Source organism: Halobaculum rarum (assembly GCF_040025155.1).
Classification (GTDB): Archaea; Halobacteriota; Halobacteria; order Halobacteriales; family Haloferacaceae; genus Halobaculum; species Halobaculum rarum.
Genome location: NZ_CP157275.1, coordinates 2,335,515 through 2,349,549, shown reverse-complemented (window position 1 = coordinate 2,349,549; position 14,035 = coordinate 2,335,515). Strand labels below are relative to the sequence as shown.

At 69.1% G+C, this 14,035-nt stretch carries 10 protein-coding genes; 5 read left to right on the top strand and 5 right to left on the bottom strand.

Annotated features, from left to right (window positions below):
* The first annotated feature begins 249 nt into the window (after positions 1–249).
* Positions 250–2,184 carry a DNA topoisomerase (ATP-hydrolyzing) subunit B gene (gyrB, locus tag ABJD39_RS12090; RefSeq protein ID WP_348608960.1) on the top strand — a complete coding sequence of 645 codons (1,935 nt, stop codon included), beginning with the start codon at positions 250–252 and terminating at the stop codon, positions 2,182–2,184.
* A 97-nt stretch (positions 2,185–2,281) separates the two neighbouring features.
* Positions 2,282–4,810: a DNA gyrase subunit A gene (gyrA, locus tag ABJD39_RS12085; RefSeq protein WP_348608957.1), complete on the top strand. Its 2,529-nt coding sequence runs from the start codon at positions 2,282–2,284 to the stop codon at positions 4,808–4,810.
* Positions 4,811–4,819: 9 nt separating this feature from the next.
* On the opposite strand, the gene ABJD39_RS12080 is transcribed toward gyrA, so the two are convergent.
* From ABJD39_RS12080 to ABJD39_RS12060, 5 genes are all read right to left on the bottom strand, one after another.
* The gene (locus tag ABJD39_RS12080; RefSeq protein WP_348608955.1) at positions 4,820–5,485 is read right to left on the bottom strand and encodes a SprT-like domain-containing protein; all 666 of its coding nucleotides are present in this window, start codon (positions 5,483–5,485) and stop codon (positions 4,820–4,822) included.
* A gap of 59 nt (positions 5,486–5,544) precedes the next feature.
* Positions 5,545–6,447, bottom strand: coding sequence for an arginase (gene rocF / locus ABJD39_RS12075; protein ID WP_348608953.1), 903 nt, complete (start codon positions 6,445–6,447; stop codon positions 5,545–5,547).
* An 81-nt stretch (positions 6,448–6,528) separates the two neighbouring features.
* Entirely contained in the window at positions 6,529–7,029 is a 501-nt protein-coding gene (locus ABJD39_RS12070) for a hypothetical protein (protein WP_348608951.1), read from the bottom strand.
* Positions 7,030–7,527: 498 nt separating this feature from the next.
* The gene (locus tag ABJD39_RS12065) at positions 7,528–8,613 is read right to left on the bottom strand and encodes a DUF1616 domain-containing protein (RefSeq protein WP_348608948.1); all 1,086 of its coding nucleotides are present in this window, start codon (positions 8,611–8,613) and stop codon (positions 7,528–7,530) included.
* 88 nt (positions 8,614–8,701) lie between these two features.
* Positions 8,702–10,804, bottom strand: coding sequence for a DUF4129 domain-containing protein (locus tag ABJD39_RS12060; RefSeq protein ID WP_348608946.1), 2,103 nt, complete (start codon positions 10,802–10,804; stop codon positions 8,702–8,704).
* 140 nt (positions 10,805–10,944) lie between these two features.
* On the opposite strand from ABJD39_RS12060, the gene ABJD39_RS12055 reads away from it, so the two are divergent.
* The 3 genes from ABJD39_RS12055 to ABJD39_RS12045 all read left to right on the top strand — a co-directional run bounded on the left by ABJD39_RS12055 (position 10,945) and on the right by ABJD39_RS12045 (position 13,984).
* Positions 10,945–12,423 carry a DUF58 domain-containing protein gene (locus ABJD39_RS12055; protein ID WP_348608943.1) on the top strand — a complete coding sequence of 493 codons (1,479 nt, stop codon included), beginning with the start codon at positions 10,945–10,947 and terminating at the stop codon, positions 12,421–12,423.
* A gap of 113 nt (positions 12,424–12,536) precedes the next feature.
* Entirely contained in the window at positions 12,537–13,034 is a 498-nt protein-coding gene (locus tag ABJD39_RS12050; protein WP_348608941.1) for a hypothetical protein, read from the top strand.
* Positions 13,031–13,984 (top strand): hypothetical protein, encoded by a 954-nt coding sequence (locus ABJD39_RS12045; RefSeq protein ID WP_348608938.1) that lies wholly within the window; start codon positions 13,031–13,033, stop codon positions 13,982–13,984. The genes ABJD39_RS12050 and ABJD39_RS12045 overlap by 4 nt, the downstream gene beginning before the upstream one ends.
* The last annotated feature ends 51 nt before the right edge of the window (positions 13,985–14,035 follow it).

The window sequence follows — 14,035 nt, the reverse complement described above, 5'->3', positions numbered from 1 at the left end:
TATAACCGTGTCCTCACCGCGGTGGAAGTGAACGGGCAGTCGTCGGCGTTTGGACGGTTCGGGACCAGTCAACAATCTTATTGGTATGTCCTGATCGCTCGTTCAGCCGATCCATGCCGCGGTGAGCGCGCGGAGCGTCAGACCAAGGGGGCCGGATGAGCGTGACCACCGGACGGTATCACGGGTCGCTTACGCGCGCGCGTGGGAGGACTTATAACCGGGGCTCCGTTAGGGGTTCGTAAGGTTCCTATGTCAGATTCAGGGGATAGTGAGTACGGTGCCGGGCAGATTCAGGTGTTGGAAGGCCTTCAGGCCGTCCGCAAGCGCCCGGCGATGTACATCGGTTCTACGGACTCTCGCGGCCTCCACCATCTGGTCTACGAGGTCGTCGACAACTCCATCGACGAGGCGCTCGCGGGCTACTGCGACGAGATCGAGGTGACCGTCCACGAGGACGGCTCCGTCTCCGTCTCCGACGACGGACGCGGCATTCCCGTCGACACCCACGAGAAGTACGACCGACCGGCGGTGGAGGTCATCATGACGATCCTCCACGCCGGCGGGAAGTTCGACAACAAGTCCTACCAGGTGTCGGGCGGGCTCCACGGGGTCGGCGTCTCCGTGGTGAACGCGCTGTCGCACTGGCTGGAGGTCGAGGTGAAGCGCGACGGCGCCGTTTGGCGCCACCGCTTCGACCACGGCGAGCCCGAGGAGGGCGCCTTCGAGCGCGTCCGCGACATGGACTCCGACGAGGAGACGGGCACGACCATCCGCTTCTGGCCGGACACGGACATCTTCGAGACGATCGACTTCACCTTCGACACGCTCGCGAACCGCCTGCGCGAGCTCGCGTTCCTCAACGAGGGCGTCACGATCACGCTCACCGACGAGCGCGACGGCGAGGTGGAGACGTTCCACTACGAGGGCGGCATCCGCGAGTTCGTCGAGTACCTCAACGAGACGCGTACGCCGCTGCACCGCGACGTGGTGTACTTCGACACCGACGAGGAGGCCGAGGACGGCATCGTACAGGTCGAGGTCGCCCTGCAGGCGACTGACGAGCTGCAGGGGTCGGTCCACGCGTTCGCCAACAACATCAACACGCGCGAGGGGGGAACCCACCTCACCGGGTTCAAGACCGCGCTGACGCGCGTCGTCAACGACTACGCCAACGACAACGGGCTGATCGGCGACCTCGACGGCAACCTCACGGGCGAGGACGTCCGCGAGGGGCTGACGGCCGTTATCTCGGTGAAACACCCCGACCCGCAGTTCGAGGGGCAGACGAAGACGAAGCTGGGCAACTCGGAGGTACGCGGGATCGTCGAGTCGGCGGTTCACGAGCACCTCGGCACGTTCTTCGAGGAGAATCCCGACACCGCCGAGACGATCGTCAGCAAGGCCGCGGAGGCGGCCCGCGCCCGCAAGGCCGCCAAGCAGGCCGAGGAGCTCACCCGGCGCAAGTCGGCGCTGGAGTCGACGGCGCTGCCCGGCAAGCTGTCCGACTGCCAGTCGCGCGACCCCGAGGACGCCGAGCTGTTCATCGTGGAGGGCGACTCCGCGGGCGGCTCGGCCAAGCAGGGGCGAAACCCCGAATTCCAAGCGATCCTCCCGCTGGGCGGGAAGATCCTCAACGTCGAGAAACACCGGCTCGACCGGGTGCTCCAGAACGACGAGATCCGGAACATGATCACCGCCGTCGGCACCGGTATCGGCGACGAGTTCGACATCGAGGAGGCGCGCTACGAGAAGGTCATCATGATGACCGACGCCGACGTGGACGGCGCCCACATCCGGACGCTCCTGCTCACGCTGTTCTACCGGCACATGCGCCCGCTCGTCGAGGCGGGCTACGTGTACGCGGCCCAGCCGCCGCTGTACCGCATCCGGTACCGCGGGAACACCTACGACGCGATGACCGAGGCCGAACGGGAGGCGATAGTCGAGGAGAAGTGCGACGGGAAGCCCGACCAAGTCCAGCGGTTCAAGGGCCTGGGCGAGATGAACCCCGAACAGCTGTGGGAGACGACGATGAACCCGGAGAACCGGGTGCTCAAGCAGATCACGATCGACGACGCCGCGGCCGCCGACCGTATGTTCAACGTCCTGATGGGCGACTCGGTCGAGCCGCGCAAGCAGTTCATCAAGGAGCACGCGCCGGAGGCGGAGTGGGTGGACATCTGATGCCGGTGACGACAATGACGAACGCGACACCGACGACACCGACGACACAGGCGACGGAAGCGACGCGATCCGACCACCGGACGACGGAGGTGTTCCGATGAGTTCGGACGTCCCCGACGGAGGTCCCGAAGACGTCCCCGCGGCCCAGGTCGACCGCGTCCGCATCGAGGACGAGATGGAGCAGTCGTACATCGACTACGCGATGTCGGTCATCGCGGGTCGCGCGCTGCCCGACGTGCGGGACGGCCTCAAGCCCGTCCACCGACGCATCCTCTATGCGATGCACGAGATGGGCGTCACCTCCAACACCAGCCACCGGAAGTCCTCCTCGGTGATCGGGGAGACGATGGGTGATTACCACCCGCACGGCGACGCCGCGATCTACGACACGCTCGTGAACATGGCCCAGACGTTCTCCATGCGCTACCCGTTGATCGACGGGCAGGGGAACTTCGGGTCGATGGACGGCGACCCCGCCGCTGCGATGCGGTACACGGAGGCCCGCATGGCCAATATCGCCGAGGAGCTGCTGTCGGACATCGAGAAGGACACCGTCGACTTTTCGGCGAACTACGACGACCGCCTGACCGAACCGGACGTGCTCCCGGCGGCGTACCCGAACCTGCTGGTCAACGGCTCGACCGGCATCGCGGTCGGCATGTCGACGAAGGTGCCGCCGCACAACCTCGGGGAGGTGATCGACGCGACGATCGAGCTGATCGACGACCCCGACGCGACGGTCGCGGACCTGATGGAGCACGTGAAGGGGCCGGACTTCCCGACGGGCGCGAACATCGTCGGCCGCAACTCCGTGCGCGAGGCGTACACGACGGGTCGCGGCCGCGTCCGCGTCCGCGCCGAGATGGAGGTCGAGGAGTACGGCAACGACCGCCAGCGTATCGTCGTCACCGAGTTGCCGTATCAGGAGAACAAAGCGCGCATCGTCGAGCGCATCGCCAACGACGTGAACGAGGGGATCATCGAGGGGATCTCCGACCTCCGCGACGAGTCCGACCGCGAGGGCGTCCGCGTCGTCATCGAACTGAAGCGCGGCGCGAACGTCGAGGTCGTGAAGAACCAGCTCCTGGAGCACCACCTCGAGTCCACCTTCGGCGTCATCAACCTCGCGCTGGTCGACGGGCAGCCGAAGGTCCTGACCCTGAAGGAGACGCTGGAGCATTACATCGAGCACCGCAAGGAGGTCGTCACCCGGCGCTCCGAGTACGACCTGCAGGAGGCGGAAGACCGCGCGCACATCCTCGAAGGGCGCCTGAAGGCGCTGGAGAACGTCGAGGACGTCGTCGAGACGATCCGCGAGAGCGAGGACCGCGACGCCGCGAAGACGGCCCTTCGGAGCGTCTTCGAGTTCAGCGAGGAGCAGGCCGAACACATCGTCCGGATGCAGCTGGGCTCGCTCACCTCGATGGAGGCCGCCGAGATCGAGACGGAGTACGAGGACGTGCAGGCGACCATCGAGCGCCTGAACGAGATCCTCGACTCCGAATCGGAGCTGCTGGCGGTCATCAAGGACGAGCTCCGTGAGATCAAGGACACCTACGACGATGACCGCCGTACCGGCTTCGTCGAGGACACCGGCTCCGTCACTCACGAGGACCTCATCCCGGAGGAGGAGTCGGTGGTCGTCCTCTCGGAGGACGACTACATCAAGCGGATGCCCGCCGCCGACTTCCGCGCGCAAAACCGCGGCGGCAAGGGGATCATCGGCGCCGACCTGAAGCAGGGTGACCGGGTGTCCTCGGTGTTCCTCGCGTCGACGCACGACTACCTGCTGTGTTTCACCGACAAGGGCCGCGTCTACCAGCTGAAGACGTACCAGGTGCCCGAGATGGGGCGCACCGCCCGCGGGAAGTCGGCGGTGAACGTACTCGATCTGGACGGCGACGAGGAGCTGACGGCCGTCGTCAACACCGCCGACCTCACCGGCGACGAGTACCTCACGATGGTCACCGAGGGCGGCTACGTGAAGCGGACCGCCGGCGACGAGTTCGACAACATCCTCTCGACGGGGATCCGCGCGATCAAACTGGAGGACGGCGACGCGCTCGCCGACGTGGAGGTGACCGACGGCGGGCGTAACCTCGTGATCGGCACCCGCGGGGGGATGGCGATCCGCTTCGACGAGAGCGAGGTTCGTTCGATGGGCCGCACCGCCCGCGGCGTCCGCGGGATCAAGCTCACCGGCGACGACCGCGTCGCCGGCATCGCCGCCATCGACGAGGACGCCCACGACTGGGTGCTCACCGTGACCGAGAACGGCTACGGGAAGCGGACCGACCTCGACGAGTACCGCACCCAGAGCCGCAACGGGAAGGGGCTCATCGACATCAAGACCGCCGACCGGAACGGGCGGGTGTGTGCCGTCGAGGCGGTGACCTACGGCGATCACCTGTTCGCGATGAGCGCCGCCGGACAGATCATGCGTACCCGCGTCGAGGACATCTCGACGATCGGGCGCAACACCATGGGCGTTACCGTGATGGATCTGGACGAGGGCGACACGGTCGCCGCCGTCGACGTGCTCTCGGCCGAGCGCGTCTCGGCGGAGCGGAGCGCCGAGGAGACGCGGGAGCCGACCACGGAGTCGGCCGCCGCCGACGCCGAGTAGCCGGCGCGGTCACTCCCCCGCGCGGGTGTCCTCCAGTTCGTAGAACGCTCCGCAGCAGTCGGTCGGCGCCAACCGCTCGCGCTGTTCTCGCGTCGACAACGCCGCGAGCCGCGTCGTCCGACAGCGCCGGCACCGATCCGCGACGACTTCCCCGCACCCACGGCATCGGACCAGGTAGCGCCCGCGGTGGAACGTGGGACAGTGGCGGTCGGCGTTCACCGTCGCCGCCCGGTCGCGAAACCACGCGCCGTGGCCGGTGGCGCCGAACCGGGCGAACTGCTCGACGTGGACGAGTTCGTGGCGGAGCACCCGGCGCCACTCCGCCTCGTCGTAGGCGTCGGCCGCGCGGCGCGAACAGACGACGTGGCACTCGCGGAGGGAGTCGAACCGCGAGTCGGGACCGGAGAGTCGGTCGCCGTGCTCGCGCCGGAGGGCGTCCCAGTCGAGTGGGTCGCCGACCCCGGAGCCGGGGATTTTCGGATGCTTCACGACCGCCGCGCGGCGCTTTGCGCGCCCGGAGACGCGCCAGTCGGCGACCACCGACAGCGACGGGAGGCGGTAGTCGTACGTCGCGACCGCGGACTCGGCGTAGTCGCGACTGTAGGCGATGAGATCGGCGTCGGTCGAGACGTCGCTCCAGCGGATGCGTGAGGGTGGATCGGAGGGGACCCTCAATCTATCGGGGACGAGCCGGTCATAACGAGGATCAGCGCGCGGGGGCAGCGGGCGTCGCCTCAGAGGATACGCTTGCCGAACGCGCTGGCGACGAGTTCGGTCGCGAGCGAGGCCGTCTCGTTCGACTCGTCGAGGACGGGGTTCACCTCGACGACCTCCATCGATCGGAGCCCGTCCGTCTCGGCGACGAGTTCCATCGCGTGGTGGGCCTCGCGGTAGGTGACACCGCCGCGGACGGGCGTTCCCACTCCGGGGGCGATCGTCGGGTCGAGCCAGTCCATATCGAGGCTGACGTGGACGCCGTCGACGCCGTCGCGGGCGACCGACAGCGCCGCCTCGACCACGTCGGTGATCCCGCGCTCGTCGATGTCGGACATGGTGTAGGCGGTCATCTCGGAGGCGCGGATCGCCTCGCGCTCGCTGTCATCGAGCGCGCGGAGTCCGACGTACGCGACGTTCCCCTCGCGGAGGCCGGACGCGTTCGCCCAGTCGACGCCGTCCCACTCCGCGTATCCGAGCGCGGCCGAAAGCGGCATCCCGTGGACGTTGCCCGAGGGCGAGGTCGTCGGGGTGTTGTAGTCGCCGTGGGCGTCGAACCAGACGGCGCCGATCTCGGCGTCGCGCGCGCTGCCCGAGAGCGATCCGATCGCGACGGAGTGGTCGCCGCCGAGCACGAGCGGCGTCTCACCGGCGGCGATACTGTCGGCGACGCGGTCGGCGAGCGCGGTCGTGACCTCCTCGGTCTCCTGGAGGAACTTCGCGTTCCCCGTGCTCGGCTGTCGGGCGTCCGGGTCGCGCTCTTCCGCACGGGGTACCGTGAGGTCGCCGGCGTCGACGGCGTCGACGCCCGCGGACGCCAGCGCGTCCGCGAGGCCGGCATAGCGGATGGCTGACGGACCCATGTCGACGCCGCGCCGGTCTTGGCCGTAGTCGGTCGGCGCGCCGATGATGCGAACGGTCATGCTAGCACGGGCACCCGCGAGGGGCTTCAAACGGCTGGTTCCTCTCGGACGCAGCGAGACAGAGCGGTCGGACTTGGCCGATCACTCCTCGTCGGCGTCGCTCTCGGCGTCGGATGCGGCGTCGCTCTCGGCGTCGGATGCGGCGTCGCCGGCGGCATCCGCATCGCCCGCGTCCTCGTCAGCGTCGTCGGCGGAGCCGTACGTCCCGGACGGGGAATCGAGCGGGAGGACGATCAGCGACTGCTCGTCTTCGTCGGCCCACGCCGGGTCGAACTGGGTCGTCACGTCGGGAACCAGATCGTAGCGTTCGAGGAACGCCTTCGGCGCGATCGTCCCGCCGGAGTCGGTGACCGAGACGGTGTAGGCGGCCTCGTCGGCGTCCGTGTCCGCGACCGGTTCGATCCCGACACGGTTCTCGTCTTCGTCGTAGTACATCACCGCCCCTTCGCTGTCGCCGAAGTACTCCTCGAGGGCCGGCCTGTTCACGCCGATGCTCGCCGACTTCCGCAACGAGATCATCGGCTCCGTTCCGGCCGGCCGTCCCCGCCCCGCTCCGGACTCGTCGAACTTTTCGAATCCCATAGCCAGTTCTTCACAGTTAACTCTGTTAGCTTTTGTTGTTGGAATTGTGTACGACCGGTTCAGCGACGACACGGCGGGACCGGGTCGGCGGGCTGGCTCGTCACCTGTTCGATAGCCGGACCGACTCGCCGCAGGTCTTGCAGAAGTCATCCTGCCACGGAACCGTCCGGACGACGGTCCTGTGACCGCAGGCGGGGCACTCCCGAGACACCAACTCCGGCATATGAGAGCGTCTGCACGCCCGGTACTTGGTTAGGAAGTCGGTATCCGCCGAGCGGAGTCCGAGCTGCGCGAGCGGCGACCGCAGGCGTCGTGGATGATACCGATGAAGCAGCTCCCGAGCACCGCTTGAACGCCCACGGCGATCGCAGTGAACGCCAGGAGGCTGGCACCGACAGAGGGAATCGTCTGATACCCCGAAACGATCCACTGCAACACCATTCCTCCGGCGAGCCCGCTCACACTCTCAAACGACACCATATCGACAGAGATGGGTGCTCACGTCGGTGTAGTAACGTTTACCCAGAGGTGGAGCTCGCGGTAGGCGGTGTCGGTCCGGAGCGTCGCCGGCGGATCCCCGGTGTACAGGAAGTACGTCAAGCGCAGCCGGGATCCGGTCATCTCGGGGGCGACAGTGTGGCGGAGCTGCCACGTCTCGTTGTCCGCCAACTCTACGCGCCACTGGCGGAGCTGCGAGGAATCCACTACCGTCGTGGAGTTGTTCGACACCTCGACGCGTTGGATCGCGGCCACAACGGTGTAGTTGACGGGTCGGTGCTCGTGGTTGGAGACTCCGACGACCAGCGACTGGGGCTCCCCCTGCGTGAACTCGGTCGGGTAGTCGTCGGCGACGAGCTCGCCGTCGTCGCCCTCCGTGAGGAGATAGAACTCGGTGAACGACTCGCCTTGCTTGGGAACCGCGACGGCGTATCCGACGCTCGAGACGGCGATGACCACGCTGATCGCGAGCAGCACGTTCAGCGCCGCGTCCGTCCGGGTGTCCGGCTCGAACAGTTCGGCACGCGCGTCCGACGCCCAGCGGCGGTACGGCACGCGGAATCGCTCGTCCTCGGGGAGCGCCAGGCGCCGTCGCGCCGCGACGGCCGTCAACAGGAGGGTGACGCCGCTCACGCTCGCGACGATCGGAACCAGCCGGATCCCGAACGGCGTGAAGTTCAACACCAAACCGAGAAGCGGGACGACGGCGATGCTCGTTCCGAACGACAGCGCGACCCGTTCGATCCCGTCGATACCTGACTCTCCGTCCGGTTCCGTGGTAGCGCCCTCCCGCTCGCCACTCGCGTCGCCGGGCGGGCCATCGCCAGTTCTCTCGTCACCGGTCGTGCCGTCGTCGGTCGCGGGGCCCGACCCCGCTTCGGGGAACAGCGCGGCGATGAGCGCGTATCCCGGGACGAACAGCACGAACGGGAGCCCGACGACGACGCGCAGCGGCGTCTCGTTGACCACCGGCGTGAACACCGCCGCGATCGTGAGCGCGACGGCCGCGACGACCGCCGCGAGATCGGCGGGGAGGCGGCGTATCGGAGCCGGGAGGAGTTGTCGCCACCGTGAGTCCACGCCCATGTGAACGCGGAGGTATTCGTCATGCAAAATATAATCGGTGTCGACGACGGAGAAGCGAACCCACCGCATTCGCCGGTCCCTGGCCTCGCTACGGCTGCAACGCCCGGACGCGTTCGATGGCGTCAGCAGCCGTCGACCGTGAGACGCCCCGAGGCCCGAACGCCGCCCGCTCGTAGCTGTCGGTCAGCGCGACGAGATCGCCGGCCCGGTCGTCGAAGAGTCCGCGCTCGCGACAGGCGGCCGCGAACTCGCGGTGTGTGAGCGATGGGTCGATGTCGAACCTGGACTCGACGGACTCACGGAGCACACCGAAGGCGATCTCGACGGCGACGGACGGGCTCTCGTCCAGGTGACGGCCGGCCAGTTCCTCGAGCAGCGCTCCGGTCGATTCTGCGTCGCCTCCGGTATCGCTCGCGGACTTCGCGGGGGCTCCGTCCGTCGAGGGATCGGCGTCGTCGCCGCGGCCGCGGAGCAGGATGAACGCAGCCGCCGCGGCCGCGATCGCGACCAGCGCTGCCGCCCCGAGCACGATCGGGGCATCACCGTCCACGATCGCCTGAAGCAGCCCGCCGGACGCGCCATCACCCGCTCCGCCGGCGCCGCCGTCATCTCCCTCCGGCAGCGAGAGCGTCGCCGTCGCGCTCGCTCCGTCGAGGTTCGAGCCCACGCCGTCGAACGTCACGCGGACGGTCAGCGACGTCCCCGCAGGAACCGAATCAGGGATCGAAACCGTTGTCGAAAACGCGCCTGAGGCGTTCGTGTCCGCAGTTGCGACGACCCTTCCGTCGAGGAGAACGTCGATCGCGCGTCCCGCGACCGCGTCGCCCTCAACGGTGGTCAGCCGACCGGAGACCGCCGCGGCGTCCCCCGACATCGAGGCGTTGAGCCGGAGCCGCGTGTCGGTCGAGGTGACCCGAATCGTGTCGGAGGCGGCGTCGCTCGTCACCGCTCTGTCGGCGAGCGCGACGGTCGCCGACAGCGTCCGGTTTCCGTCGTCCACTCCCGCCGGCAGGGCCGTCCGGAGGACGTACTCGCCAGCGTCGTCCGTCCGGACGGTGCCGAGCACCGCGTCCCCCAAGGTGACTCGAACCGGAACCCCGGAGACGGGAACGTCCTCCGCGGCGACGCTCCCCCGTACCGTTATTTGCTCCCCGAACGCCGCCGTCTCCGGCCCGTCCACGTCGACGGCCGCGGTCACCTGCTGCACCGCGATCGGCACCGTGGCGGTGCTCGGGAGATACACGGACCCGTCGTCGGGGGCGTACCGAACCGAGAGCCGCTCTCGGTCGAGCGGAAGCGTCGTCGGGCGGTACGCCGTCGAGAACGAGCCGTTCTCTCCAGTTCGAACGTCGATCGTCCGGTCACCCACCGACAGCGTGATCGACCGGTTCGAGACGGGGCTCCCGTTCTCGGTCATCAACCGCCCGGTCAGTTCCAACGGGTCGAGGAACGACGCCGACTCGCGGTCGGCCGACAGCGTCAACCTCGTCGAGACGAACGTCGACTGCGTCACGGCTGCCGCGTCGGCGGAGATGTTCGCCGAGATGGTACGAACGGTCCGCTCCTCCCGGCTCATGTTCGCCCCCGTCGCGTTCTCGATGGCGGTGTACGACGCGGTGAGGTTCTCTCCGGTTCGGTTCACCGCCGCGGCCGTCCGAGCCAACTCTCGCGCTAGTTCCCGCGCCCGCGTCTCGTTGCCCGCTTCGATCGCCTCCCGATACTCCGCTTTCGTCTCGCGATACGACTGCGTCCGGTTCACGTACTCGCGTTGGCGCTCGACGGCGGATTCGAACGCGTCGCCACCCGTACCTCCCTCGGTATCGCCCGCGACGTCGACGAACTTGCCGAGGTCCTCGTCGTACTCGTCGCCGAGCATCCCGCGGGCGCGCTCGTACTCGCCCTGACTCAGGTTTATCACGCTCCCCTCGAGGCGCTCGCCGAGCGACGACGCGAGGAACGACCGTACGCGCTCGGTATCTCCCTGTCCGTCCGCCGCGTCCGGGTCCTCGTGTCTGACGCTGGAGTTGTTTCGCTGGTCCACCGGCGTCTCCTGCTGGAGGATCGCATTCCCCGACAGCGTCGACTGCCCGACCGCTGCGCTATCGATGGGGGCCCCCGCGACCGCGCCGCTGGCGGCGACGACGAGCAACAGGCAGGCGACCGCCGCTCGCACTGTCGGGGGCCCGTACACGAGGAAGACGACGCCCGCTCGACAGTTATGTGTACCCATTCGCGGGGTCGCGATCGCCGCACGTGCCGGCGCCGAGCTCACCGACACCGAACTAACCCGGAAGGGAACACTCATGTGTCGACCGACATGACGACCCAGGTATGCACGCCCGGCGACGGACGTGGGGAACGGCGATCGCGGGTATGGCGATCGTCGCCCTAGGCGCGTTCGCCGGACAACCGTTGCTCGTCCTCGCCGGCGTTCCGCTCGCCGGATGGATCGTCGGCCGGCAGGCGAGCGCGGTTCGGGCGTTTCGCGACGTCGACGACCGGCTGACACTCTCGGTGTCGACGGCGCGGGCGGCGGTGACCGTCGACGAATCCGTGCGTGTCACCGCCTCGGCCCGGTTCGAGGGACCCGATCCGGCGCCGACACCGGTTACCGTCACCGTTCCGCTGCCGGTCGGGGCGACCGGTGCGAATCGAGCCGAGCGGACGCTGGAGATCCCGGCGGGCGAGCGCGAGGCGGCGACCACGTTCTCGTGTTCGTTCCCGACGGCGGGTCGATTCAGCTTCCCGCCGGCGAACGTGACGATCCGCTCGTCCGACGGCCTGTTCACCGAATCCCTTCCGCGGGGGTCGATGCCGACGGTTCGTGCGGACCCGCGGACGCCCTCCGATCTTCACGTCGGCAAGGGTGGGGAAGCGCTGTCGTACGGCGACCACCCCGCGGAACGCAGCGGCGGAGGGATCACGCCGGAGGAGATCAGGCAGTACCAACCGGGCGACGCCGCCGACCGGATCGACTGGAAGGCGACTGCTCGCCACGGACAGATCTACGTCCGGGAGTTCGAGGCCGAATCCGACCGTCGAACCGTCCTGATCGTCGACCACCGCGCGCGAACCGATCTCGGCGCCGCCGGCGCGACGCTGTTCGACTACGTCCGCGAGGTCGCCCTCGGCTTCGTCGCCGGGGCGGAGGCGTTGTCGGACCCGCTGGGCTGTTGGACCGTCGGCGACGACGGGGTCACCGGCCGCTTCGACGCCACGAGCGCGAGCGCCGGCTACGACCGCATCCGGAGCCACCTCCAGAATCTGACACCCACGGACGACGGGATCGGTGCAGGTGGTGGGGGGACGGCTTCCGCGGACGGAGTCGGCCCGTCGATCGTCGGCACGGGCCACGCGCAGGTCCGCCCCGCCGCGGCCGTGGCGCGGGCGGAGCGCCTGACCGACGACGCACCGTTCGCCCGGCGAGTTCGACCGTTCTTCGAGGCACGCGACTCGTACGTCCGCCGGATCCGGGGGGACGCGCTGTTCGGCGCGGTCGAGCGCGCGCGCACGGAGGGGGGAACAACGACGCTGTCGGTGATCGTGACCGACGACGCCGACCCCGACCGGCTGCTCGAGGCCGTGCGCCTGGCGACCCGCGGCGGCGGGCACGCGCTCGTGTTCGTCGCGCCGCGCGTACTCTTCGACGCTGACGACCCGGTGGACCCGGAGACCGCGTACGATCGATACCTCGAGTTCGAACGGTTCAGGCGGACGCTCGACGGGATCACCCGCGTTACCGCCTTCGAGGTCGGTCCGGGCGACCGGCTCGATCGGCTGCTGGCCGCCGCGCGTCGCCGACGGCGGTGAACCACGGAGGGGGCGCCGCCGGCGCCGGACTGGCCGCGCGTCGACCGGTCGCCGAGCACGTGAAAGCGGTACGAAAGCAGTCACTTCTTTACCAAGCCGTCGATATCACCGGTATGGCAGATCCGGAGGCGACGCCCGGTCGTTCGCTCGCGCTCCCCGCAGTGGCGGGGGCGACGCTGGCGGCTGCGTTCGGGTGGATCGCCGGACCGATCGCCGCTCCGGCGGGCGTGGCAGTCGCCGCCGTCGCGGTGTTGGTCGGTCCCGGGGCTGCGATCCTCGCCGCACACGTGGCGGCGATCGCCGTGTTCGGCTCGGCTGGCGTGGCAGGCACGGTCGGGCCGGTCGCTACCGTCGCGTTCGAAACCGCGCTCGCACCGCTTATCGCGATGCCGGTCGCCGGCCGCGTCCACCTCCCCGACGCCGCGATCGCGTGGCTCGCCGCCGCCGGGCTCGCCGGGATCGTGGTGATCGCAGCCAGCAGTACCGATGGACTGTGGTCCGTCGCCGCGACGCTGGTCGCGGTGGCCGCGCTAGGGAGCTACGGGCTCCACCGCTTCGAGCTCGTCACACTGGGGCTCGTCGCCGACGTCGATCCGGGAGGTGACCGATGAGCGGCGACGCGAGCGAGAACGCCGGTGTCGTCGACGGGATCGACGGGAGCGGCAGGGACTCCGACGACGAGCGTGGCGACCCGGACGGACGAACGCTGCGCGCCCGTGTCGATCTCCTCGAAGCGGAGAACCGGCGTCTCCGCCGCGCATACGCACGCCAGCGAACGACCGAATACCGCCGTGCTGCGGTCGCGCTCGTCGGCGTCGGCGCGGCGGCGCTCGTCGGTGCGGCGGCGTTCCCGTCGGTCAGGCAGGTGCTCGTCGTCGTCGCCGCGATCGGCGTCTTCGCGGGCGTGCTTACCCGGTATCTGACCCCGGAACGGTTCGTCTCGGCGGCCGTCGGCGAGCGCGTGTACGCGGCGCTCGCCGACAACGAGGCGTCGCTGGCGGCGGAGCTCGGCCTCCGATCGGACCGGGTGTACGTCCCCGTCGGCGGCCCCGATACCGCTCGCTTGTTCGTCCCTGAGCGACGCGACTACGACCTTCCCGACGGGGAGACGCTTTCGGAAACGACGCTCGTCGTCACCGAGTCGGACGCCCAGCGGGGCCTGTCCCTGACGCCGACCGGCGGGCCGCTGTACCGCGAGTTCGAGCGGTCTGCGGCGGGCGACCCGGGGTCCACCCCCGGGCGCATCGGCGACGGGATCGCGGAGGCGATCGTCGAGGCGTTCGAGCTCGCCTCGTCGGTGACGGTCGATGTCGACGCCGGCAACGGCCGTGCCTCGTTCGACGTGGCCGAGGGCACTCTCGGCGACGGGACCCGGTTCGACGACCCCGTCGCGTCGACGCTCGCGGTCGGGCTCGCGGTCGGGCTCGACACACCGGTGTCCACCGAGGTCGCGTCGACCGAACGGGGCTACACGATCACCTGTCGCTGGGAGGCGGACGCGGTCAGCGACGACTCCGGCTACGAGGGCGGCGCCGACTCAGCGGAAGTAGAGTCAGTATAACGGTGGGGCAGAGGGTCTCGTTTCGGCTTCTCGGGTCCCCCTCGCGGAGTC